Raw genomic sequence first — 26,794 nt, 5'->3', positions numbered from 1 at the left:
AATCCAAATTTTTCTACCATTTACTACACCTTCCTAACTAGCATATAAGCTATCATTTATCAGCTTCACAATCTGATCCACTTCTTCACCTAGCTCTTTTTTCAACCTTGTATAACCGCCCTGACTTTTAAATGGCTCTTCTGAAAAGGCATCTTGTGGGTTAGGGGAAAGAACAGGCATTTCGATAAGCTGTTTTTCAATACGGTCTAACCATTTTCGCTGTCTCGGTGTCCAGTCATGCATTGAATATACTTTTTGCATTGCATTTTTCACACGTGATTCCGTAGATACTAAAGCTTCTCCTAATGCTGCTTGACGAATAAAGCTTATAATATCAGCCGCGATTTCTTCATTCTTTGCTTGTTTCCATGCAGTTTGCAAATGCTCTTGTTTAAAATGTTTCGTTGCTAAAATCACTTCAATCTCACGTAAATCTTTACGAGTTAAATCTTTTGGTCGCGTACATACAATTTGAAGTGCTGGAATTTCGTTCATATTTTCTCTAATGAACTGTTCAAAGCCATCTAAATAATCGGCTGGTCGCTCATTTCCTTCACCATAACCACGTTTAACATCTGTCACTTCATCTTTATGGTTGGCAATCACTTGTAGCTCTCTCTGAGTTTTATAAGTCGCTACATAGTCAAATAACACACTATTATTCTGTGCCTGCTGTGGTGTATATTCTTTTAGTTCTTTCGCCCACCCATCTATTGTTAAACCTTTTGAAAGCTGTTCAAATTGTCGTTTGGCTTCATCATTTAGCTTTTGCTTTTTACGTTGGATTTTCGCTACTAATTGGTCTAAAAAGTGCTGTGCTTCATCTTGTGTTTCTGCCTGTACAAATGCACTATGAATCTGCTCAATCGTTTGATTTTGTTGCTTTACGACAGGCTTCATCTCTGTGTATTGCTGTAACTGATTATAAATACCAACCGCATCAAAAATACGGAAGTGTGTTTTTTCAATATCAGGACATAGACGAGTAGCACGACCTAACATTTGATCATATAAAATACGTGATTTAATGCGACGCAAAAACACGATATTTGTAATAGCAGGTACATCGATTCCTGTTGTTAATAAATCAACCGTCACAACGATATTTGGTAAACGCTCATTTTTGAATCGCTTTATCATTTCATTTGGATGATAAATTGAACCCGTAATTTTCACAATGGCATCATCTGATACTTCATCACCATTCGCTTCAAATGCTTCCTTTAGTAAACGAACGACTAAATCAGCGTGTTGATCTGTTGCCGCGAAAATTAATGTTTTTTCTTGACTCTCTGGGTCGATGTATTCCGTGAGTTTATTTAAAATTGCGCAGTTAAAGCCTTCCGTAATGACACGTTTATTGAAGTGCTCAATCTCAAATTTCAGTTCATCTTCTAATTGTTCTAAAACAATTTCACCTTGCTCTGGATCATATACTTCGACCTCATCACCTTTTTCAAACTTAATACCATGTTCTTTAAGCTCTGTTTCGAAAAGGTATGGTGGCTCATGATCTACTAAATAGCCATCTAAAACCGCTTCTGTATACGAATATTTATAAATTGGTGAACCGAAAATCTCTGTTGTATGAAGTGCAGGTGTGGCGGTTAATCCAAGAACAGCCGCATCAAAATAATCAATCACTCTGCGATATTGGCTTACATAGTCGTTTTGATCTCGGAATAATAGCTCTTCATCTGTCATTTCCCGGTCACTTGTATAACCTCTGTGAGCTTCGTCCACAATAATGAAGTCATATTGTCCAACAGATGGAAGTTGTTCATTATCACTATAAAATAATCGTCTTACCATCCCTTGAACCGTAGCAATTTGCACCTTCGTTTCCATATCTGGTGTCATATCATCAAGCGACTTCACATCATAGATCGATGAAAACGGTAACCCATTTTCCATTTTCGAATCCTTGAGTGCATCGGCAGTTTGCTGACCTAAAGAATTACGGTCAACTAAAAATAAAATTCGACGACATTTCTTAGCTTTAATTAAACGGTACATAAGAGCAATCGCTGTACGTGTTTTCCCTGTACCTGTTGCCATTGCAACGAGCATTTTTCTAGTACCATGCATTAGTGCTTCTTCTGCTGCTAATACCGCCTTTTGTTGATATTCACGTAAACCGAACTTCGTAATATCTTCATTCTTAAGGCGCTCATTTGCCTCTCTATCGTCTACATCTAAAAGCAATTTCAAATCATCAGGTGAGTGCCATCCTTCTAAAGCGTGTGCTCGTTTTGTTGGATTACGTGAATCCCAGAACCAAATGCCTGACTGATCTTCTAGCTGTCTTAAGTATGGTCTACCATTCGAAGCAAAAAGGAATGGTACTTTATATTCTCCGTTAGGGGGCAATAAATCAATGCCCTCTATTTCTTGAATTTCACGTGCATACACTTTCGTTTGGCTTTCAAGTGCTGCTGGAATATCTCGATGCTTTGCTTTTGCTTCCACTATACCGACTAATTGAAAGCCAATGAATAAAGCATAATCCGCATACTTCGAACCGACTTTCCATTCTGCAATCGCCATATTTTTATTTTTTTCAGGCAATGTTTTATGCTTTTTAAAGTTGTATTTTTCTGTATCAACAATCCAACCAGCCGCGCGCAATTTGTCATCAATAATAATACGTGTTTGGGCTTCTGATAGACTATGTTTCTTAACATGAAGCTTAGACTTCTCTTTACGTCTTACCCGTATATCTTTAGCCACCGCATCATCAGCCAATCTATCCAACTGCGTTAACATTTCCTGCTCTTTTTTCGCAATTTCTTCTTCTAATGCTTTCACTTTCAATTGAAGCTCTTGTGAACTTACTTCTGGCTCTGGTTCTTTATATGTTGGCGCAACAAATTCCCAATCAACATACACTTCCATAAACCAAATCGATATTTGATAAGCGAGTGATAATAATTGTTTTGCTTCCTCTGTCGTACCATAAGCTGCTTCATGTGAAGCCGAATTTCCTTTTCTGCGTAATGTATGAAATATATCTAACATTTCAGGCTCTGCTAAGCCTTCTTTTTTTATTGTATTTAAACGGTCTACTTGTCTTGTATCATACGTTTCACGAATGTTATCCGAAGCTAATATTGCCTTTGCGATTGATTCGCCAAGTAAACGTAATTTAATAACGGAAGTATGCGGATCATTATAAAGATTACGCTCAGCACTTTCACCGAGCTTCGCTAAAACTTCCCAATCGCCCTTAAAAAAAGAAAAGTTACTCATTACCATTCACCGCTTTTCTATGTATTTAATCCAATTGTACTATATTGAAAAATTTCAGACTAGTAAAATAACTATTCTTGCAAAAAACTAACTTACCTTATGTATAATGCAATCGGGCCATTTTGCCTAATTGTATAAATGCTCAGGTTTAGAAAATATGTTCCACGACATAACAAGACCACATGAATAGTGCTCATGTGGTCGATTTTTGATGTTTGGTTATTAATAAAACTAATAGTATATTTTGCGAAGAATACATCTACTTTATAAAACAACACATTACCATACTTCTTGCAAAGGTCCTCTTAACCCAACTTTTTTCAACATTTTATACTTGTCTGCTGGTTCATTAAGAATATGTGCTTTTTTATGGCATATAACACATAAAGCAACACAATTTTCTATTATATCTGGCCCTCCTTCTGATAAGAACTCAATATGATGACATTCTAAATATGGATTACCATTTTTATCATTAAATTGTGCTGGCTGCTCACACAACTCACATACACCTTTTGCTCTTTTTTTAACATACAAAACAACATAAGGATTACGATTATAACTTCTTATTGATACCCTTCTTGTATCCTTTTCTGATGTGTGACTCGCTTTTATAGCAAGTTCTTCTAATGATAAGTAATTTGCTTCTTTTTCTATATCTATCATTAAAACATCAATATCTTTTTCAATCCCATCTTTACTTGTTTCTTTTTCTAGGACAAATTCCGTATAAAGACTGTTGAATAAACTATCCCATTCATCTGGGCAAGGGAAGAGATATGCTTGATTACCTTTGCCCCCTTCTTGAAAAGCTGAATATTTTGGTGGACGACCTAATTCCATTTCTCCCCAAATTTCAGCAATAATAATTGGCTGTTCTAAAATTGTATAGTCTACATCTACCTTATATCCTGCATCTGACCATAGATTTTTTTCCTGTAGTTCATGTGGTTGAGCTGCAATATAGCAATCAGACTTAGCAATACCAATCGCACGTATGGCTTTATCGTAGCAACTATAAATCTTATCCCCGGCCTTTATAGTTGTCATTCGTAGATAAGCATGGTTACTAGCACCCCTTTTATCTTTTTGCGGTGACCACATATACCCACCATTAATTTCTTCACCATGTGTAGCGTTTTGCATTACAATAAACTTATTCATGTATACACCTCTATTGTTAAAGTAGATATTGCTAGTCGTTACCAACTAAATTATATACATATTTTACCAACATTCAATCTATTTCGATATTCTTCTTAATTTTTGTAAGTATAAGAAAAGGGATATTGCCATGAGTTCAACCCCAGTTTAATATCCCTAGTTTTTAAAGCTACATAAATGACTGTTTAACTACTTCTCTTGAACTAGGACAGCAGATATTCTTACATACCTACTAGGAAATACTTTTATAACTGGCATTCCAAGAGTTTCCTACAACAATACAATCAATTAAATAAATAAATAAATAAATATTATTATATTTTATAAACTATTAATTTCTAATTAATAGTTTATGATTTTTTAACATCTTTCGTTCTCTTTACTATCCTAGAACCTATATAAGCATTATTTATTGATCCACAATTTGTTTAAATTCACTGTCTCAGAATAAATACCATACTCTTGACCACGTATATTTAATTCCATTGGAATAGAAAATGCTTCTCCAACAGTTAATGCTGTTCCAGTTCGTAAATAAGATAATCTAAATAGCTGCATATCATTTAAATATGGGATACTTTTTCTCATTTGCTCTAAATCTATATTATTTCGAATTCTATGGAGTATAAAATTATTACATTGTGACAATACGGTTTTCGAAAGCTCACCTGGACGTTGACTAGCTACAATTAAAAATAAGCCAAACTTCCTTCCTTCTTTTGATATTCTTTCAAAAATTTTCAGTGACTTCAAAGAATCCTCAGAGTTTGCTTCAGACAGATATCTATGAGCTTCGTCTAAAATAAAATGAAATGCTCTATCAACATAAGACCTTTCATTTCTAATAGATTTTTGCTTATTAAAAACTTCTTTAAGTAGATACCCACTAAAGAATAATAAGTCTGAATCCTCCATTGTAGAGCAGTCTATTACTGTAAACCCTTTTTCAAACTTCATCATATCATCAAACTTCTTCTTTTTTGGAGTGGATACATCAAATAAAGTTTTAGAATAAGTATGAATAATATTTTCAATACGAGTCATCAAAGTAGAGCAATACGATCTAATTTGACCATTCCCTTTTGCTTCTTCCAATAAAATTACTAATTCAATTCCTAACCATAAATCTTTAATTGATTGAATCTTAATTTCCTCTTCAGACAATAATTTAATTAATTGCTCCTGGCATTCTTCATATCTATAACCAAAGCTTTCAAATATATATGTTTTAATTTCTTGTTTAAATTGTATTTCTCCACCATTTGTAAAATTCCCGTATTGTGCATTATATGAAGTAATTGTTGCTGCAACTTCAGGAGACTGTAATTTTTCTAATAACCCCACAATCTTAGCTCTTTTAGTAACTGCATCAGTCTGCTGATTATTATAAAGTTCTAAGGCACTGTATGCTCTAATCCATAAGCTATGTTCAGAACCATCTTTTAATAAACTTGCCATGCGTAAACCGTTCATTAATATTGGTAGTTGAGCTGCTGAAGATGGTTGAACGAGGTTAATCCAATCCTCTATTGTTAATGTTTCCGTGGGAACAGATATTTCGTTAATTGAAAGTTGATTCACATATCCATTTTGAAAAATTTTATATTCATTATGTATATCAAAAATCAAAAAATTCATTTGATTAATATCAACTTCTTTTTCTTGTAATCTTATCATCTCTGATAATAGCTTCCTAATAGTTGTAGACTTACCTGAACCTGTATTCCCTAAAATACTCATATGTGTTGTTAATAGTTTATTAATATTGATTCTTGGTAAATAATCGTTAGTTGAAAGTTCACCTAAGGTAATTGATAAGTTTTCACTATCTGAATGGAAAACTTTTTCTAAATCTTCCATTGATGTTAAATAAACATCTTCACTTATCATTGGAAAAGAAGCAAGTCCATATTCAAAACCATTATCACTTATTTCACCAATAGGTATTGCTTCAAAATAGGCTTTTTCTTTGAATTTAGATTCTTCATCTTCTAAGTAAGGCCTCTCTTGCTCATATAGACCGATTACTTGGAAAATATAACGTTTATTTATCTCATTAAAAATTGTGATATAGTCATTTAAGCCTCTACCTATATATAAATCACCCAGATAGTTATACCTCAAACTTTCTAGATTTGGTACTTCAAAAACGATTTTATTAAAGAAAACCTTAGTAATATGTCCAATCCACTTTTTATTCATCGGTATCACCTACAATATAATTAATTACATTTAAAAAATGATGTCCATCGTTTTTATTATTTATAGTGCCACCAATAAAATGTAAATTTTTTTTATCTTGAAATTCTTTCAAAAATGCTCCCGCATTTTCCTCTTCTCTATTACCAAAAATGATTAGAGTAAAATCTTCATTAGATAATGCCTGTGAAATTAATTGATTAATATGTTGATCTGGAAAGCCATAGCCTAAAACCAATAATGTTGAATCCGGCTTTTGTAGGCTAATGGTTAAAGCCCTGAACAGCTCTGAATATGGAGTTTGTTGTGTTTCCAAATGTTTATCTATAGTTGGATAGATTACAACATTATCTATATCATCATCCGAACTTTTTTGAATTACCCTTGTGTCATTAAAGTGCCAATCAATCGAACCATGAATCTTATAAAGCTTTACATAGTTTCTTATTACACTCCATTTTTCTTTATATCGATGTTGATCGTCTACTAATCGCAATTGAAACACTGTCGGATCAAAAACTTTTTTCACATGTCCTCTAAAACCATTAGTATAATGAATAGCTAACTTCTCCATTGCAACTTCATTAAATAAATCATAATTAGTAGTAAAAATATTTGGCGGAGAATAATTTTTAGTTCCTCTAACGGAAAATATTGTATTATAAAATTTTATATAGTTTCTTTTAACATCTACTTGCATCTGATTAAGCTCATCGTATTCTCGAGGTATTGATTTTAATAAAGTTTTTTTAGTAACTTCAAAGGATTTTTTATATTTTTCTAATTCGCTTGCAATCTCAAATTCGCTCGCAGAATCCTGCAAGAATTTCATACCAGTATTTAACCAATTTAAATACCCCTCAATGTCAGAAGAATCTCCACAAAACTTTCCTAAGATTAAATCAGGATTTTCTTCCTTAATCTTTTTAAAAGTAACACCCATAAGTGGGACAGCTGGAACAGAACAACCTGAACCAATAAGTATATTTAAATTTTTACTCATCAAACATTCATTTAATACCTTTTTTATTCTTCCTTTTTGATCCTTAAAACTAAGCCTATCTAATTGATTAACTCCAGTTCTTAAATGATATAAAAATTTTTCCTCTGACATTTAACTAGACCTCCAAAAAAAGTAATATTATCAATATTTCAACAAACGTAGGTTATAACAACTACACTCGACAAAACACAAAAAATCACCAATTTAAAAATTTGCTTCTCACGCTTTTTAAGCGCTATGAACGGTTATGTCTCAGCTTCTTCTTCAACTGTTTAATCTAAATTTAATACCAAATTAATTTAATCTCCATCTTTTGATATACATCAGAATAGCTGATTATACAAAAAGAGTATATCCGTGATCCTTTTTTAAATCCTGATAATACAATTGACTATTAACATCTAACGCAATGCTTCCGATAAATTGATTAACCAATTTATATAAACATTCATTTTTTTCTAAATAACCATGAAGTTTTCGTGACATTACAATATTCTCACTACCGTTAATTATTAGATTTTGCAAAACTAATAGAAAAATATTAACCTCATTATTTCGATATTTTGCATATTCTAAATCTAAAAATCCTAGAATATCTTCATACGTATCTTCATCTTTTCTTAATAATCCTAGAATAAAGTAAGATTCATTTTCATTTTTAGGGAATATATTAAGAAACAAAAACCCACTGCTTTGAGTGATTATTTTTCTATCCTTAGTATCAATTAGGGGATCTCCTATTCCAGAACAAGCAAATTCTATTTTCTTATTTATTTTATAAGATTTTAAAATGAAATTTTCTTCTATAGACCTTTCTAATTCTACTTTGCTGCTTTCTCTTTTCTTAAAAGTTCCCTGAAATATTTTTTTAGTTACTTCAAAAATCTTATCACCTCTTGCATCTCTAGCTTTTTGTAAATCTATCAATTGTTTAAGTATCCGCACTTTTCTATTATTAAACCCTTCTATTTTGTTTAGGCTAAACTTATAAATTTCTTCATATAGTATCTGATAGGCTTGTTTAGATAACGTATTTTGCACATGTTGATATGAAGAAGCTCTATAACTATATAAAAACTTTTGGATTAATTCTTCTCTATATTCATTATTCTTTTCTATTGTTTCAAATAAATCATTATCATGTTCATTACAAAATCCTCTATATGTTGTAGCATGTTTGGTTATGATCTCTTGGAATAATTCCAGATCTGCACCAAAAATCTTATACCTTTTCTTTGGATCTATCCAAAAAATTTTATTATTATCATCAGAAAGTAACTTTAAAATTCCAGAATCCCAAATCGAATGCGATTTAATAGCTAGATGATTATAAGTGGTTTCTTCATCAAAATAACATTTATTCTCCCCTTCAATTACTTTTTTTATTGCTTCTTTTAATTTAGCATTAATTATTTGTTCTTGTTTTTTTGAATACAAAGCCTTCCCTCCATATCTTATTTATTAATTTGGAATTCTAACATAACACATCAATACAGATTTCATAATTAGTTACATTCTCTTCATCAGCTTAGGAACTAATTCTTTCTTATTTAAAAGGTAACAAAGGTTCTTTTATGGTCGTTTCCATACTTCTAACCACCTGTTTTTTTTCACATTTTTTACATTTTGTATTTCCTTTTTAGTATAATTACTATTATATAGACAAAACGAGATTAATCTAATATTAATTAGAAAGTGGCTGATACAATATGAATCTGGACCAATTCGAGCAATTATTAACGTTAGATGAAAGTGAAATTTTGGATTTTAAGAAGACGTTTTATGTAAAGAAGCGTTATGTAGACCTACTTACAGATTTAATTGCTTTTGCGAATGCTCACAGTAAAAATTCTAAATATATTGTCTGTGGTGTTAAAGAGGAGAATGGTGTTAAGGATTTAGTTGGACTAGACTCATTCACAGATCAGTCTATAATTGAACAACTAATTTTCGAAAACATTGAACCTTTCTTATCCTTCAAGTTGCATGCTATTTCCTATCAAGAAAAGCGATTTCATGTAATAGAAATCAGACCTGAAAAGCGGCCTTATCTTTTAAAGAAACAATATGGCACTTTAAATAAAGGCTTCATGAAAATCAGACGCGGTGCTACAAACGATTTCACCACCCGCGCGGATTTAGATAAAATGTACAACGAGGGACAAGTGAAGTTACAGGTTACAGATGGCTTCTTATATGCAACAAAACCTGAATTAGGCTGCGCTGAGTTAAAATGCAGATTAAGTAACCACACTGATAAAACAACAACAATCGTGTGGGGCTGTTTAGAGATATACGAAGGTGAAACTAAGCTAACTGAGCATAGATTATACGGGATAAAAGACAACCACGAAGGCGCAGACTTCCAACTAAAATTAACACCTAAAGATGAAATTGTAACTGACTTTCATTTTGGCTTCACCTCATCACAATGCTTTCCATTAGAAGTTGATGAAGATGGAGTTACCCAAAAAACACTTACATATAAAGTAATATTAATCGATGCTGATGATAACGAGTATACTGCCATCTATCACAAAGGATTTTTACTTGTTAAGGGAGAATTTCTTTGGAAAGTGAAGTTAATCAATAAATAGAAATTTAAAGTGGGGGATTTAAAATGGGAGACATAAAGTTTTACAAAATCAACAACGATAATATTCAAGAGCTACAAGGAAAATCTATTGCTTTAGAAAAATCGTTACAGAGTTTAATCGAGGGTAACCTTGATACATTTTTAGGGATTCGCTTTTTAGCTTCAGAATATTCAACTGGGAAAAAGCATGGTGGACGTATAGATACATTAGGAATCGATGAAAATCACTCTCCTGTTATTATTGAATATAAGCGATCTATGAATGAAAACGTTATGAACCAAGGTTTGTATTATTTAGACTGGCTACTAGACCATAAAGCTGAATTTCAATTACTCGTTTTAAATAAATTTGGCCAAGATTTCGCAAACAAAATTGATTGGAGCAGTCCACGTTTACTATGTATCGCTGGTAGTTTCACAAAATACGACGAGCATGCTGTTCAACAGATCAACCGTAATATCGAGCTTTACCAATATAAGCATTACGATGAAGGCTTCTTAATGTTAGATTTAGTAAATGCAACGATGGCACAAACTGTACTTACAGAAATGTCTGCTAATATTTCTTCAACAGATAAACCTAAAGCATGGAAAACGATTGCAGATTATATGGCACAAGCAGATACAGAGCTCATTAATCGATACGAGGCACTCAGGGCATTCTTATTCGCTTTAAGTGATGATGTACAAGAAAGCATTTTAAAGTATTACATTGCCTTTAAACGCATTAAAAACTTCGCATGTGTTGAATTACGTACACAAAATAATATCCTCCTTGTATACGTAAAAGTAGATCCAACGACAATAGAATTAGAACCCGGTTTTACTCGAGACGTTCGAAACATCGGTCACTACGGCACAGGTGATTTAGAAATCCAAATTAAAAATGATACTGACTTTGAAAAAGCGAAGGAATTGATTGTTAAATCCTTTGAGGTTAGTTGATATTATTTAATGGGATCGATAATATATAAATGCACACCAACTATCAGTTTGGTGTGCTTTACTGTTCCATTGTAAAAAATAAAATGAAGATTTTTTAACCATAAATGAAAATGCCCCCCTAATTCAAACTATTGGCGCGTTTTAATAGGAGGCCATTCGATAAATATTCAGTTCTGTTAAAACTAGGTTAGATAAAGTGTAGTATATTGTCTTTTAATTCTCCACTCCCAGAAAAGAAGAAAAAAATTAGAATTCCTCTTAAAATATTTAAATTCGTGGGCTATATTGTTTTATACCAAAAGCAAAGGAGCCATTAAAATGACAGAACGAGCATTAAAACTATATCTAGAAGAATTGAAATTGAAATAATTACAGCTATTACTGAGCAAATATCCAAACCTAATAAACAGTTACTCACAGTTAGGGAGGCCGCAGAATATTTAGGGGTATCATATAATACATTTCAAAAATTTAGGTACGAGGGATTAAAAATATTTGAAGTGGACGGCATTAAACGAATTTATAAACATGAGTTAGACAAATTTATTGAAGAATTTGCTATTAATGGGGGTATACAAATGGCCAAAATTAAAGCAATAAAACCATATAAATTAGCAGCTGGTGAAACCCGCTTTAAATTCAAAATTTATTTAGAAACCAATCCTATTACAGGTAAACGAATTGAAACTACTCGTCGTGGATTTAAAACAATTACTGCCGCTACTAACGAATATTTAATAAAATTTTAAGACGGATATCGCCCAGAGAAAAAGACAGTCGAACATTCTGCAGCCAAAGTATTTGATTATGCGAGGAAATTAGGTGTTATTGAACGAAATCCCATGAAGGATGTAACGACACCCATTAAAAAGCAAAAGGAATCCTCCAAAGACTACTATAGCCGCGAAGAACTAATAGAGTTTTTAGAAGCTATTAAAAATGAAGATATAAAAAAGTATGCTTATTTACGACTGCTCTGCTATACAGGTATTAGGCGAGGAGAAGGTTTTTCCTTACAATGGAGTGACATCAATTTTTATAAGAAGGAAATTACAATTAACAAAGCTGTCACCTATGATGAAAATGGGAAATTAATTATTTCAACTACTAAAACATCTGATCATAGACTATTAAAGATTAATGATCGCACACTTACAATTTTAAATGAATGGAAGCAAATTCAATCTGATTTGCATTGTAATATAAGTACTGAAAACCTTGTATTTTCTGATAAACAAAATAATATTTCTTATCCTTCAAAAGCGTGGGACTGGTGCAATAAAATTCAAGAAAAATATAAACTTAAAAAGATTTCACCTCACGACCTAAGACGTACACATGCAACAATGTACTATATGAGTGGCGCAACACATTATGAAATTAAGAAAAGGTTAGGTCATAGCTTTAATGATATTACTTCAGATGTTTATATTATCGAAACGGATGAAATCAAGAATAATGCGTTTGAAAACTATATTCGATATATGAATTACTAGAACAAGTTTCTTTGTAAGCCTGTAATCAAACCAACGCATAAAAAATGAGCAGTGTCTCTAGGTACGTCTCAATTTGAAGGAGTTACTTTTCTTACATCCCTAATGCATTGAATATCATTTTCATCGCAGGCAGAATAAAAGTGGTATTCTATGCAACTCACCCTTTTTGTTGCGTCTTTACTACTTATTCACTTTAACAGCCCCTAAAATCGGCAAAAAACTCCTATGAATCGCACAGGAGTTTTATGCATAAAAATTTTGAAAATTCATATTTTCACATTGACACAACACAAATAGCCATCTTATAATATATTATAAGATGGAGTAAAAATGTACTCTATTAAATCTTTTCTTCATTTGGTCTGATGCTGGTAACATCAGATTTGGTTATTTTCTAACTTAATTTATTATGTAGGTTAATACGTTTATATCTTATAATAAAACGAAGATCGAAAGCAAGAGGTAATTTGTGTTATTTGCAAATTTCACATTACGTTCGATTTTCGTTCGAGTATTACTTATAGATGTAAAATACATATGATTAGTTGAAATAACCCTCTAATGGAGCAGAATTAGGAGGGTTGGATTTTTATAATTAAATAGATACATTGCTTACTCCATTTAAAATATTAAATTTTAAGGAGAATGCAACTTGAAAATTACAGGAAAAAAAAGAATTAGAAATTCAGAAAAATATATGTCTCACATCAATGAAGGTGGTAAGGCAAATATTGGAGTTGCTATCACGGCAGAAATTGCAGTGAAGCTACAAGAAATTGGATTTAAAACTTTACTATCAGGTGAATCCCTAGTACCCGCACCAAAATTTGGTCCTGTTAGTAAATTCAACGTAAACGGAAAAGATGTACCACAAAAGGACAAGCCCAAAGAAACTGTTTACCGTCAGCAATATTGGTCATGGACGGACTGGGGTGGAAATTCTCACTCTCGTACCGTGGATATTCCCTACCAACGTTATCCGAGAAAATGGATTCCAGCCCCATGGGTAGAGTTGATGATTGTACAGTCAGGTGAAAACAAGTTTGTGATTGCTGGAGATACTATTACTAAAGGTCAAACAGAAGAAACGGACATCGTCCATCGTATCAATCTTATGTTGGCGATTTTTAAACAAGCTGAAATCTTTCAGGAGAAATTGGAACGATACGAAGTGCCTAGAACGGTCAAACTTGGCTGGGATATACTTCCTGAGGGAGAAATGCCGTGGGAGACATTCAAACATCATCTTACACCTGTACTCAACAGTAAATCGAAGGGCAAAAAAATCATTATTGCTGAACGACTTGAAACAATTTCTAAATACAATCCAGATTTCCATGCTATCGGAGACAATGGTTATCAAGGATACATCATTTTTGGCTTTACGAGGGAGAATCTTTATATCTTCGAAAACGCTGAATATGGCAATGCCACGTATGTATTTGAAGGCGATTGGGAACAGCTTTCCAAAATGACAAAAGCCGAAATTATTGCTTCTGATATCCATAAGCATCGCTTTGTGCATCTTGATGGCTGGAAGAGACAAATTGCAGAACTATTTCCTCATCACACCGATAAAAAAATCTCTTAATATATTTTTTAAAAAGAGCATGGTTCTTACAGCCATGCTCTTTTTATTCCATAAAGTATGCTACTATTCAGTGTTGGCATAAGAATGGCACCTCCCTCGTTTATTATGTCGTTCCGGGAGTGCCAAACTATTTATATGCGTGTTTGATTAAGGGCTTTCGTTTTTTTAGACTTATTCTTTTTTGTCTTCAAACCCAATACATAATATGATAAGTATGTAAGATACTACCCTACCTCACACTCTGTCTCCGTAAGCAGAACAGAGGAGGAATTACTTTGGCGAGAAATCCTCAAATCAAAGAGTACACATTAAAAGATGGCGAAAAGCGTTTTATGTTTAAGTTTTACCTTGGTACAGATTCATTAACTGGAAAGCCTTTAACTACTACTCGACGTGGTTTTAAATCATGTAAAGAAGCTCAAAATGCTATGAATAAGTTACAGCTCGAGGTATACAGTGGCACATATAAAAAACAACAATATGAAACGTATCAAGATATTTATAACATGTGGGTTGAGCAGTACGAAAACAGCGTTGAAGAAAGTACATTTGTAAAAACTATTGGTATCTTTAAAAATCACATTTTACCTTCTATGGGTACTTATAAAGTTGACAAGATTGATATTGCAACTTGCCAAAAGCATGTAAATCAGTGGGCTAAAAAGCTAAAGCGGTTTCGCATGGTTAAGTCCTATGCTGCAAAAGTTCTCGATTATGCGATTAAACATGGCTACATTGATAAAAATCCTTTTACATTGGTTGAGATGCCTAAGAAGCGAAAGCAAATCGTTTTAGATGAGGCAGAATTTGAAAACTTTTACGAACGAGAACAATTAATAAAACTACTTCAAAGTTTTGAACAGCAAGATAATCTAATGGTTTATACAATATTTCATGTATTGAGCTATTCAGGTATGCGTAAAGGCGAGGCATTAGCACTGACGTGGAATGATATCAACTTTGAACGAAGTGAAATTCGTATTAACAAAGCGATTTCACGTGGCAAGGATTGTCAATTGTACCTGAAGACAACTAAAAATGGTGTAGTGCGAACAATTAAAATGGATGAAACGTCAATGTCTTTACTATTAAAATGGAAGTTCCAGCAAAGTAAGATTTATTTAGAAAAAGGCATTAATACATCTAATAAAAAACAACTCGTATTTAGCAATAAACATAACCGCTTCATCCAACCTGTTCAAACGCAAAAGTGGCTCCATAAAGTAATTGATAAATACAAGCTTCAGCCTATTACTACACATGGTTTACGCCATACCCATTGCTCACTATTATTTGAAGCGGGTGCAAGTATTAAAGAAGTACAAGAAAGGCTAGGACATACAGATGTTAAAACGACAATGGACATTTATACGCATGTAACCAAGAAAACCAAAGCTAGCACAATTGAAAAGTTTGATGCATACATCAATTCACGCTAATTCTTTGACCCAATTTTGACCTAGTTTGACCCCAAAAATGACCCAAAACCATTTGATATCAGTTGAAAGCTTTTGAAATAAAAAAAGCGCCAAACCCTTGATATATCAAGGAATTTGACACTTTTTGAAACTATATTGTTTCAAATGTATGGAGACGGCGGGAGTCGAACCCGCGTCCAAAGACTCCAATACTTCAGCTTCTACGCGTGTAGTTTGTCCATTCGCAATTCGCGTAGCATTATGCCGAGACTTACAGCCACAAGAGATTGGATACTTCTCCACACCTCTATATTCAACGATTTTCTCCACTAGGGAGTATTACATATTTACGAACTTGGTTCAAAGACCTCTCTCTAAATCATATACTAATCATGAAGATTTTAAAATGCTTTCTAGAGATTTCAACTCGTTTTCTATATTTTTGAAACCTTCTTTTCTATTACGTTCCATAGTTTTTCGTCTTTCTTTTTGTGTTTGCAATTTACCAAATTCCATAATTTCATCTAACAAGCCCTTTTCTTCGAAAAACTCTGTCGTATTTATCAATGAAATTGGATAAAATTCGAAGTTATTTTTATGATATAAGAATCCTTTTACTTCAAATTGCTTTAATAGCTCCTTTAATTTTTTATCATGTGACAAGATAAAGGGTATAAAGTAATTAGATTTACCATTAGCCATGTGTATTTCCATAATTCTAGGAATCATAAAATCCCAAGCGATATTTTCAATTTTATCTAGCAAGCCATTATGTTTGCCACCTTTATTTATTTTATTCAACATGCTTATAGAATTATTTTTTTCAAAATACTTATAGGCAATCATAAATTCTCTTTCAAAGTATATACCTACTTTTTGTGTAACAAAATCCATTAACTTTTTTATTTTATTTTTTGCACTTGCCTTACTGTCAAATTGTATTTTCCATACCCCAATTAAAAAAAGTGTCATTGCTTTATGACTTTCTAAAATACTTTCAAGTGAATTTTCATTTCCCAATAAATTAGTTATCAAGGTACTTGTTTTTAAATGTGCTTCGGATTCCTCTAATTGATAGATAAAATTTTTATTTTTTTTATACTCCGCTGAATCAATACTTTTAAACTTTTCTAAACTAAACAAATTTTTATAAAGCGCAATATGACCTGCATTCTTTATTGAATACATTTTGCTACCACTCTCGAATATATTTGCATAATTTTCAATTAAATAGAATGTATAGTCATAATTAAAATCTTCTTGTAAAAGAATATCTAAAGTTTTATACACACTTTCAAGATGAAAATCCATTTCATTATTTATAAATTTCTCTATATAACTTGTGTAATTTGTATCGAGCATTATGGAGTAATCCCATTTTATATCTACTGTATCATTTAAAATCATTTGCTCTATATTTTCATTATCTACAAATATAAGATTTCCTGTAGGAAAATATGAAATTAAATCTGTATCCTCCGCTTCTGTACTATTTAATAAGTTGGGTGGGAATATATTATTATATTTTTCGATATTAATTATCAGCTTATAATCTTTTAAAATATGGTTATAATTTGTCCAAACATTTAATACTTCAAAAGGTTCTTTCGCTTCTGTTAATTCGTATAAAATTTCTCCAATTGACATTATTAGCTCCTACTTCTGATTAGTATTTTTTTCAAAAATCTCAAATAAATCTTTTCGTTTTTTATCGTTATCCAGATTATACTCAATAAAATTCCATTCATTATGACTAGGGATTTTTTCCGAAGACAAAATTAAATTTATAGCAGATACATCAAGTTCAACACAAATTGAATTATAATCATATTCATAGTAATACTTATATCCTTTGTGTTTTACATCTGGAAAATTATCTTTAAGTCTTTCATTATAAATAGGTTTAAAATAATTTATTAATGCCGCCTCTGTTATATTTATAATTTGATTATCTATAATCAAAGGTGGCTCTGCTAAAATATTTTCAACCCTCTCTTCATCAGCTTCGGGAGAAACTACATATCTTTTACTTATTCCATCTATGGAAGCGATTAATCTTGGAGTAAATTCCCATAAAGTAATAGCAATATCATTTGTTTTACCAGAATATAACGTGTCTCCTAAAATCTCAATCATCTTTTCATGATTAGTTAGCCTATCTAGAGCTGTTCTTTTTCCGTTTCTCCCATAAGCCTGTCCTATATAAAGTACTTTACAATGTAATCTATTTGAAGAATACTTACTATATAGTGCAAGAACATTAGTTGACAGACCTCCACCTAAATTATTTTTTACTATCAAATCTTTCTCATTATCATCTAATATAACGTTAAATTCATGATGGTTTATTTTATAATCTAAACTAAAAGATATACGCTCAATGGTACAAAACTCCCCATCATCTATTTTTACATCTAAGTTTATTCTCTCTTTTTCAATTACTATACTATCTCTAATAATTGTTAACTTAGGTATTTGGTTTATCATATAAATATGGTAATTAAAGTTATTCCCATTTTTTTTAATTTCTTTAAGTTTATTAGGGTAACAAATCATTCCATACGAAGTATATGTATGTAACGCAAATTCCTCCATGTACTTCCTCTTTTTCTCTAACATTTTTTCTTTTTCTGCTATAATATCTGTTTGTATACAACATTTTTTATATTTCTTTCCTGAACCACATAAACAAACATCGTTTCTTCCAATTGCCATTACGTCACCTCATTAGTTTTTTAAAAAATCTGTAACTAATTTATTTCACGGAATTTTATAAAATATCCTTCCTGTTTGTGCAACGTGTCTTTTTTTCTAATTATTAAGTTTTTCAAATCTATTTGATTTTCTAAAACTGACATTTAATCAAAGCATCCATTAATAATAAAGAGCTTCTTACATTTGAATGTACTTCAATCGCCTCTTTTGAAAACCCCTTAATAGATAAAAATAAGCCCAGAGTATTATCTAATTTCCTACTTATTTTTCCGTTGAATGCATCTAAATCTGAGGCGTCAATTAACCCCTCTTTCCATTTAGCTTCAATAGGTACTCTTATTTTTTTTATTATTTCATAAAGAACCCTGAAGAAAATTAACTGTACAAGCTAAGGCAAAATACTTTAATAACCGCATTTGGCAAAAAAATGATTTTGATTTTTACTAGAAATTTAATAAAAACTTTTTAATTAAAAATGTCTTTTCTACATCAACTATGTTTAATTCTCCATCAAAATAATTAAAATCTTCACCTCCCCTAACCTCCATATCTGTCTTGTCTGTATCATATACTGTACATTCCATTTCAAATGAATTTTCAGTTGGTAAATCAGATACATAATCATAAGATAATCTTCCTCTAATATTAAATTTATGTATGTCAAATCTATATGTTAATTCAACCCAACTTGCATCCTCTGGAATAATATTATCTTCTTCGAAAAGTATTGTATTTGTAGAATATCGAACTAAATAATCAGTCGACTTCAAAAAATACCATACAGCGTCTAGTAACTCTAAGCATTTTTCAAATGAGGGAGGTTCAGCATCTCTATGTTCAATATCATTTCTTATTGTTAATAACTGTTTCATTAAAAAAGGTCTAACGATACCGAGGAACTCTAATAACTCTAAATATCCCTTGTGTTTTCCCTTCAAATTAATATTCTTGAAATTATAAATTTTCTCAATAAGTTGTAACCTTTGGTTTAGTGCCCTTTTTAAATTTGTAATTCCATCAGATAGGTGAAACGCCGATTCACTTTTTTCTATCAAAGACCTTGCATGTTCCCATACTTCATAAGCCCGCTTCAAATCAGCAATATTTAATACAATTGATGAATCAGTTTCATATTCAAGATTAAAAACATCATTACTTATCCATTTATTTGTAGTTACCAAACAATCTTCTCCTTTAATATCTACCACTCATTTTTGATTTTAAGATTCCTGCTATAAGTACAAACCCCTATATCACATTAAACGCTGCTACATAATTGAACATTTAACAGTTAGATTGGATTAACCTCTCAATTAAGTATTACCTTTTCCCTTTATAAACTGAAGCACTTTTACATTGGATAAATATGTTTATATTGTATAATAGTATAAAGACTCAAATAAAGAATTTTAAATAAATTGATTGGAGGTATGTTTTATGAGCACAAATGATTTAGTAGCTCCTAAGACCTTTATATCTTACAGTTGGACAACTCCTGAACATGAAGAATGGGTACTTGAATTAGCCACTCGACTGATTTCAGATGGTGTACAAGTAATCTTAGATAAATGGGACCTTAGAGAAGGGCATGATATACATAGATTTATGGAAACTATGATTCATGATGATGATGCAATTGATAAAGTATTAATAATATGTGATAGAGGTTATAAAGAAAAGGCTGATAATCGTCTAGGTGGTGTTGGTGTCGAATCACAAATAATTACACCGAATATTTATACTGATGTACAACAAGAAAAATTCATTCCTATCATTGCTGAAAGAGATATTTCTGGAGAACACTTTATCCCTAATTATATTGCTTCTAGATTGTATGTCGATTTATCTTCAACAGAAGCATTTGAAGATAATTATGAAAGACTACTACGAAGCATTTACAATAAACCTATGTATAGGAAGCCTACTTTAGGGAAAACTCCTAGCTTTCTTTCAGATGAATACGCTCCGAGATACTTGACTACTCCTATCTTAAATAAAATGCAAGTAGCCAGCGAGAAATTCCCTCACAAAATGCAGTTTTTATGGGGTGAATTTAAGGAGAACCTCTTTGATACACTAGATACTTTTCAATTAAATATCGATAATCCAGAAGGATTAGATAATTTAATAGTCGAAAAAATACAGCTAATGATTCCTTTAAGGAATGATTTTGTAGATGCAATTGAACTATTAATTATGACAAACTCTATCGATAGTGATACAATCATTGAATTCTTTGAGGAAATTTTCAAATTCAGTGAGTTCCAAGGGAATGGAAGTTTCTATAAATCCCAACATGACCATTTCAGATTTTTTATAATGGAAACCTTTTTATATGTAATTACGATTTTATTCAAAATTAAAAAATATCACGTTATTTCTGAAATTATTAATTCAGATTTCCATTTAGAATCTCGTACCTCTAGCCACGTGTCTGCAAACTTCGTTCAATTTAGATTCTATTTGGAATCATTAGAAAGAGTTGGTGCAAATGCAAAACGATTAAGCGTACATGCAGACTTAATTAATAACTTCAAACATAAAAAGTATGGTAACGAGCTTTTAGAAACTGATTTAATTCTTTATTATATTTCCAAAATTAATTCTAAATTTGATGACTACTACTCTTGGTTCCCAATCACGTATTTCTATTTATCGATAAATAAACCGATACGCTTCTTAACAAAGCTTAAATCAAAAAATCATTTTAACGAAGTAAAATCTATTTTTGGTGTAGATGATGAGGCTGACTTAACTAATAAAATCACTAATTTCCAGTTAGATAGAGGTTATAGTGGGTCATGGCATGGTATTCCTCACCCATCTACAAAAATTGATACAACTACTGTCTGCACATTGGCTTGACTACAAGTTACTTGATTTCCTCAGGCGTTTCTCTGTATAAAATGAGAAACGCTATATTTGATTTTAAACATAATTTTAATCAAATTTAAATTTGCCTTTCTTTCATTTGAACTTTCATTAACTGAATAAGCTACATTAAGTTAGACAAAAAAATTAGGACTTGTAAACATAGACCATCACTATATTTTTAATTCATGGTGTGGAGATGTAAGTGGTATGGCTTTCTGTCTAACCAACTATTACCTAATTAATGTTAAATAGCCCCCGTATATAGTACCTAGTTTAATCATACAAGCGTGTTTGATGAACAGAGATAAATCCTAACTACATTCCGCTAACACTTCTGTATTAATACGCTTATGCATAATATCGGGAATACTTACAATAAAATGATTGTTTTATTTGTTATCGCTAAAACCCCCAGTAGTCAACGTTCGTGACCTATTCCCACTTAAAAATCAAGCATCCGGAAAATTGACATGAATTTCATTTATGTTTAACCCTAATAAACTCAGGTTTTAGTCGGGGTGCTGCGAGTGCGTTTACGATTGATAATGCTATATTATACAATTTGTCGAATAGCATTAAATCCCTTATTTACATAGGTTTTAATGGATTTCAAATATGTTTATGTTAGCTTGATGGTGCCTTTTTTTAATACATTCGACATCGGTATATAATATGGGTGTACGTTTGTAACACATACTTAAATAATTTAATGTACTAAATTTAAATAAGTTTGTCTCATTCAACTAATAAAGGATAATCCATTTTTGGACTACCTCAAGGCGTTATGTTAACTGTGACAGCAGATACATGTAGATTAAAAAGAACCAACCGCTATTGGTTGGCTCTCAATAGATTTGTTAAATTCATTTCTAAACATATTAACTACATTATTTAACTTCATTGTCATATACGCTTGTATCATATGCTATAAATCTATTCGTATCTTCTATATCAATAAGAGAATCCATAGATGAACCGTCATATTCATTTAGAACAATTGAATCAAAATCAACGATATCATCAATTGTCATGCTCTTAACACTTTTGTCTGTAGCATCATTATGAATTTGTTCTATTTTAATTGAAGACTGACTCTCTCTTATCTTATTAACTTGTTCAATAGTCCAACTATCCGGCATCTTATAGTGTTTATCTTTTCTAATATGCATCGTACTGTCTATATCAACTTGTGTTGGTTGATATTTTTTAGCAATGCTATCAATTGCTTCATTTTTGAATCCTACAGATTTGATAATAGTTGCGAGATTAAACTTTTTATAAACGTTAGCAAATGAGTATAGCTTACTCTCATCTGTTTTTAAATTATCGATTAACAATGCAGTTTTGTTCCAATATGCTTCTTGAAATGAATTATAATCAACATTTTCAAACTGTTCCGTTGATATCAGTTCAATCTTATATGCAATCCATACACTTTGATATCCAGTCTCTTTTATCAATTTTTCTATATCATTCTTTAATAAATCATTCTTTTTTAAATGATGTTCATAGTTAAAAGCAGTTAATTCATACCTACCTAAAATTTCATTTTTGCGTGAAGCATAGTATTTGTATTCATTTTCAGTAATGACTACCACTTCATCGTTTTCATCTAAGCCCATTTTATATTCCATCGTGTCGATTCTACCATCACGCTTTAATAGTTTAATACACATATCCGATACCGCACGATTGCGATTTTTCATGTAAGTAATGAATTGATTGTAAATAAAATAATTATCTTCACCATAATACATATCACCGAAAATACGCTCTATTCTTTCGATTTTCACCAATTTAGGATTGTATGCACCAACATCTACTGCCCATTGATACAATGTCTTTGGCTTATCTGCGTTCATATAAGTGAGTCTATTAAAGAAGAATTTAGACATAATAGCATCATCGTCTGTAATACCGTTATTCTTACGCTTGTCTTCCATTTCTAATACTTCATCACGTTTACCATTAAGGATATATTCCCGATTTTTACCTTTCCCCTCTACTCTCACTGATTCATAAATTGTTTCAAGTTTACGAATGAATTTAATCATTGAACGATTCTTGAACTCACCTGTTACTTTATCTCGTTCACCGTCGAGGCATCCATTCTTTTTAAACTTTGCTGAATCTAACTCTTCACCGTCATAACCATGTTCTACTGTTAACTCAATTGTTTTTATCTCTTTTAATCGTAATTCCGCCATTTTTTATTACTCTCCTATAATTAAACTTTTATTTTTGAAATTCCCACACATTGGTTGTATATAATAATATATTCTTTATATACAGTTAATGTGTGGGAATTTTTTATTCATATATTTATAGAGACCGCGCAGGGGGTCTGGGGGATGCAAAAAGCAATAAAGCTTTGCTTGCAAAGGTTTATGCTCTCCCTCAGTCTATTATCTCTTACACTATTGCGTTAATATAACTTCACCATCCATTCGCTACCTCGCTCATGGTGATTCAGTAACAATTAACACTTAGCAACAGAAACTAAAGTTTCCTTATGCTTTATGATTTTTCAATTAACAATAGTCGTACATATAACTTTATCCGGACTTATAACAGCAAAAGAAAATTCATCCACATCTTTAGATAAATGGTGAGCATCCCACAATGTTTTACAAACCGATTGAATTTCTATATGTAAATGGAATTGTTAAGTAGGGATAAATAATTCTATCTCTTTACAATCCTTTATAAATTTACCACTATCTATATCATATACAAGACTGGCTTATAAAGACAAAATTTTTCTGTATTTATTTTTAAATTTTATTATGACGTTCGCCAAATTCGATTAATTCCTCAAAGCCTAGAATCCAAGACCTTCCTCGAATGAATAGTAACCATTAATTTCATATCCGAATATTATGTTTAATAGAGTACATGACAGAATACTATCTAAGTCATTTGACATAATTAAATTTCTATCTTGATTTGTCTTCACCCATAGAGGAAATAAATTCTTTAATTCTGATATCATCATATTTGAATAGGAAAGATAATCCTATTTCTACTTTTTGGCTAGTGCTGCTTTGTGCAACACTACTACGGTAATTCACCATATAAGCACCTACATCATCATAATGAGGAAATTTGATGAGTCCAAATCTGGACTGTCACTTAAAACTTAAATATATCCTCGAATATCATCATAGGTACCTTTCTCCTTTTATCTGCCAATGAACCTCTCATAACATTTTGCTATATCAGGTTTTAGATAAAAGGAGAAATAGTTTTAATTTCACCTATTTTCCCACATCCTTTGTAATTCATTTTAGTTTTTGCTCATTATTTATTTCTTAGTTGGTACATAGTTGATAATAAAGTTTGAATATAGTTCAAGTTTTTTCGTATCAAAACTTCTCTCGCCATTTTCAAAGTATGATAAGGATGCAACTGAACAATTAATATACTCTGCTATTTCATGTAGTCTGATTTTCTTTTTTTTGCGTAACATATATAATTCTAATTTTGACATTTGCATTCCCCTCTGATTAGATTTAGTTGAAAAGTTGATAAAGAATAAAGATGTTGCTCTGAGCAACATCCTACTTAGTTAGAAGAGAGTTACATCGTGTACCTCTCCTACTTAGTTGTAAAATCCGATGTACCTGAGTGGAACAACGAAATTAAAGAACAGAGGGACAGCGTGTCCCTCTCATACTTGGTTAAAATATAATGAGAGTTACATCGTGTAACTGCCCTTTAAATTAAACTACCTTTAAAATCGCTACTGCTTTTGGTGATGCAACTTTGAGAGAATACTCACCGACTACTTGACCCTTTACGCTATCACCTGTCTTAGCAAGTGGCTCAAAATGAGCATCACGTAATGCAACTAAATCAACATAGCCATCATTGAATAAAACGATATTCTCTTTTGGGATATAACGAGACAATACAACGTTTACTACACCAAAGTTAGTGTTAAGAGTATCAACGATTAGAACAGAGTTAATTGTTTTATGAGTGTAGCCATATCAATCTCTCCCCTTTGTCTTTGGCATATACAAAGAAATGAGGAATCCTGCTCTTAATAAATGATTTAATAATATCCTCAGCTTCCTTTGGAGGCTGCGTTCTCTGCGCTACGTTTGAAAAATCACATCCCCACTACTAAGTCTAGGAATTAATTAGAGTTAGAATAGATTCCTTGGGATACTAGAAATATCTGTGGAAATTGACACACCTACATGATGTGGGTCAGTTCAGACAGAGCGTCCGGACAATCAACCTTTATTCCATTTTTGCTTATCATTTTTGGAAAGCAAAATAATATTCTATGTGTCTACTTTAAGATTGCTGCACTCTACGCTCCAGTTAAAGAAAAGGTATTATCTATCATCTCATATTTAATTAATTCCAATTGATTTTAGGTATAATAAATTTAACATGATAAATGTATCGACTATATTATTAGAACGTCTGTATGATTTCAGAATCAATTAAATAGTTTGGTTATATGATAGTATTATAGTTGACAAATAATTTCGACTTACCACATCCTAAAGCATGAATTGAGGACAACGGCTTGGTGCAAAAAAATGACTGCCTAAGTTTTAGAAACTAATTAAATAGAATCTAAAACTTAGGCAGTCATTGCCACACGAATCCGTATATGTATGCCCTTGTTTAAATGCGCTCTCTCGAACAATACATCTACTAATCTACTTCTGCCCCCGATAGTTGTTGTAATCCTTATACGTGCCTTACACGTAGCGTAAATGCTTATTCTACTGTTATGAGAGACTCAGACCATCCAATTTAGATTCTTCTTTTATTAGAACTTCACATAGTAATCTAAATAGTTTTTCTATCTCTATAATAAAACTATCGCAGGCTTCTTCACTTAAATTAATACCTTTTTTATTATCTGATAAACTTATTCCTTTATCAGATAAACTCTTTACCGCCATCAGTACAGTTTCATCTGTTACTCCCGCCCAAGTAACATATCCTCTTTTATGAATAATACAATTCCTTACTTTTCGATAATTAGAAAATTCCTTTTTAAAGTTATTAGAAATATTATAATTCAAGGCTTCTTCTATGGCGCTAAAATACTTGCTTAGTATGGATAACCTTTTATTTTCTTTTAACTTCACATCTTTCTTCAAACGATACTTACAAGTTTCAAAGAACCTGAAAAGAACATCCTCTAAAAGACTATATATACTTATGAATACAGAATTATTAAGTAAATGCGGATACCTAATATCAATACGGTGTGCATACTCATAGTCATTAGACAACAGGAGATTAAAAGCGTCTAAGTCTCTTTCAAGCATTTCGTTCTTAATTTTCTCTACACTTACCTTCATATCATCTAAATAACATTTAAAATCTTGTAGTTCCAATCCAATTAATTTATAGTACAATTCCTCAGGTTCATGAAGATTGTATGCCTTTGTAACAATTCCACCACCTACACATGGTATATCAATACCGAATCGAGTATATATCTTACCCATACAGTCGCCCCCTCAAATATTCATAATCACTTGATTATTCAATTAACTTTACCTTACCATG

At 31.7% G+C, this 26,794-nt stretch carries 19 protein-coding genes and 1 pseudogene; 8 read left to right on the top strand and 12 right to left on the bottom strand.

Features of this window, described 5'->3' with window-relative positions:
* Positions 1-33 precede the first annotated feature (33 nt).
* From hsdR to ACIQXJ_RS15870, 5 genes are all read right to left on the bottom strand, one after another.
* Positions 34-3,255, bottom strand: a complete 3,222-nt coding sequence (gene hsdR, locus ACIQXJ_RS15890) for a type I restriction-modification system endonuclease (protein WP_403055217.1) — start codon at positions 3,253-3,255, stop codon at positions 34-36.
* A gap of 273 nt (positions 3,256-3,528) precedes the next feature.
* Entirely contained in the window at positions 3,529-4,413 is an 885-nt protein-coding gene (locus tag ACIQXJ_RS15885; RefSeq protein WP_403055219.1) for an HNH endonuclease, read from the bottom strand.
* Between the two features lie 405 nt (positions 4,414-4,818).
* On the bottom strand, positions 4,819-6,615 hold the full coding sequence (locus ACIQXJ_RS15880; protein ID WP_403055221.1) for an ATP-binding protein: 1,797 nt from the start codon (positions 6,613-6,615) through the stop codon (positions 4,819-4,821).
* Positions 6,608-7,726 (bottom strand): SIR2 family protein, encoded by a 1,119-nt coding sequence (locus tag ACIQXJ_RS15875; RefSeq protein WP_403055223.1) that lies wholly within the window; start codon positions 7,724-7,726, stop codon positions 6,608-6,610. Before ACIQXJ_RS15875 ends, ACIQXJ_RS15880 begins: the two co-directional genes overlap by 8 nt.
* 225 nt (positions 7,727-7,951) lie before the next feature.
* Complete coding sequence (locus ACIQXJ_RS15870; protein ID WP_403055225.1) at positions 7,952-9,052, bottom strand: hypothetical protein; 1,101 nt, start codon at positions 9,050-9,052, stop codon at positions 7,952-7,954.
* A 272-nt stretch (positions 9,053-9,324) separates the two neighbouring features.
* Here ACIQXJ_RS15870 and ACIQXJ_RS15865 point away from each other — a divergent pair, with 272 nt between their 5' ends.
* The 7 genes and pseudogenes from ACIQXJ_RS15865 (at position 9,325) to ACIQXJ_RS15835 (ending at position 15,682) form a co-directional block, all read left to right on the top strand.
* Entirely contained in the window at positions 9,325-10,212 is an 888-nt protein-coding gene (locus ACIQXJ_RS15865; protein WP_403055227.1) for an AlbA family DNA-binding domain-containing protein, read from the top strand.
* A gap of 23 nt (positions 10,213-10,235) precedes the next feature.
* Positions 10,236-11,156, top strand: a complete 921-nt coding sequence (locus ACIQXJ_RS15860; RefSeq protein ID WP_403055229.1) for a DUF5655 domain-containing protein — start codon at positions 10,236-10,238, stop codon at positions 11,154-11,156.
* Between the two features lie 332 nt (positions 11,157-11,488).
* Positions 11,489-11,698 (top strand): annotated as a pseudogene (locus ACIQXJ_RS15855) (helix-turn-helix domain-containing protein); the annotation flags it as partial.
* 36 nt (positions 11,699-11,734) lie between these two features.
* A complete protein-coding gene (locus tag ACIQXJ_RS15850) occupies positions 11,735-11,905 on the top strand; it encodes an Arm DNA-binding domain-containing protein (protein ID WP_403055231.1) in 171 nt (56 codons plus the stop codon).
* 93 nt (positions 11,906-11,998) lie between these two features.
* Complete coding sequence (locus ACIQXJ_RS15845; protein WP_403055233.1) at positions 11,999-12,652, top strand: site-specific integrase; 654 nt, start codon at positions 11,999-12,001, stop codon at positions 12,650-12,652.
* Positions 12,653-13,304: 652 nt separating this feature from the next.
* The gene (locus ACIQXJ_RS15840; protein WP_403055235.1) at positions 13,305-14,243 is read left to right on the top strand and encodes a hypothetical protein; all 939 of its coding nucleotides are present in this window, start codon (positions 13,305-13,307) and stop codon (positions 14,241-14,243) included.
* 275 nt (positions 14,244-14,518) lie between these two features.
* A complete protein-coding gene (locus ACIQXJ_RS15835) occupies positions 14,519-15,682 on the top strand; it encodes a tyrosine-type recombinase/integrase (RefSeq protein ID WP_403055237.1) in 1,164 nt (387 codons plus the stop codon).
* Positions 15,683-16,051: 369 nt separating this feature from the next.
* Here ACIQXJ_RS15835 and ACIQXJ_RS15830 read toward each other — a convergent pair whose 3' ends face one another.
* From ACIQXJ_RS15830 to ACIQXJ_RS15820, 3 genes are all read right to left on the bottom strand, one after another.
* Positions 16,052-17,308 carry a hypothetical protein gene (locus ACIQXJ_RS15830; RefSeq protein WP_403055239.1) on the bottom strand — a complete coding sequence of 419 codons (1,257 nt, stop codon included), beginning with the start codon at positions 17,306-17,308 and terminating at the stop codon, positions 16,052-16,054.
* Between the two features lie 9 nt (positions 17,309-17,317).
* On the bottom strand, positions 17,318-18,376 hold the full coding sequence (locus ACIQXJ_RS15825) for an SEC-C metal-binding domain-containing protein (protein WP_403055241.1): 1,059 nt from the start codon (positions 18,374-18,376) through the stop codon (positions 17,318-17,320).
* Between the two features lie 443 nt (positions 18,377-18,819).
* Positions 18,820-19,557: a hypothetical protein gene (locus tag ACIQXJ_RS15820; protein WP_403055242.1), complete on the bottom strand. Its 738-nt coding sequence runs from the start codon at positions 19,555-19,557 to the stop codon at positions 18,820-18,822.
* A gap of 256 nt (positions 19,558-19,813) precedes the next feature.
* Here ACIQXJ_RS15820 and ACIQXJ_RS15815 point away from each other — a divergent pair, with 256 nt between their 5' ends.
* Positions 19,814-21,241 carry an SEFIR domain-containing protein gene (locus ACIQXJ_RS15815; RefSeq protein ID WP_403055243.1) on the top strand — a complete coding sequence of 476 codons (1,428 nt, stop codon included), beginning with the start codon at positions 19,814-19,816 and terminating at the stop codon, positions 21,239-21,241.
* Between the two features lie 896 nt (positions 21,242-22,137).
* On the opposite strand, the gene ACIQXJ_RS15810 is transcribed toward ACIQXJ_RS15815, so the two are convergent.
* From ACIQXJ_RS15810 to ACIQXJ_RS15795, 4 genes are all read right to left on the bottom strand, one after another.
* On the bottom strand, positions 22,138-23,457 hold the full coding sequence (locus tag ACIQXJ_RS15810) for a hypothetical protein (RefSeq protein ID WP_403055245.1): 1,320 nt from the start codon (positions 23,455-23,457) through the stop codon (positions 22,138-22,140).
* Positions 23,458-24,554: 1,097 nt separating this feature from the next.
* Positions 24,555-24,740, bottom strand: coding sequence for a helix-turn-helix domain-containing protein (locus tag ACIQXJ_RS15805; protein ID WP_403055247.1), 186 nt, complete (start codon positions 24,738-24,740; stop codon positions 24,555-24,557).
* A 232-nt stretch (positions 24,741-24,972) separates the two neighbouring features.
* Complete coding sequence (locus ACIQXJ_RS15800) at positions 24,973-25,206, bottom strand: SU10 major capsid protein (RefSeq protein WP_403080875.1); 234 nt, start codon at positions 25,204-25,206, stop codon at positions 24,973-24,975.
* Between the two features lie 795 nt (positions 25,207-26,001).
* Positions 26,002-26,733, bottom strand: a complete 732-nt coding sequence (locus tag ACIQXJ_RS15795; protein WP_403055249.1) for a hypothetical protein — start codon at positions 26,731-26,733, stop codon at positions 26,002-26,004.
* Between the last annotated feature and the right edge of the window lie 61 nt (positions 26,734-26,794).

Origin of the sequence: Lysinibacillus sp. NPDC097868, from assembly GCF_044761135.1 — a bacterium.
Taxonomy (GTDB): Bacteria; Bacillota; Bacilli; order Bacillales_A; family Planococcaceae; genus Lysinibacillus.
The sequence above is the reverse complement of the archived record's forward strand: the minus strand, read 5'-3'. Positions and strand labels throughout refer to the sequence as shown.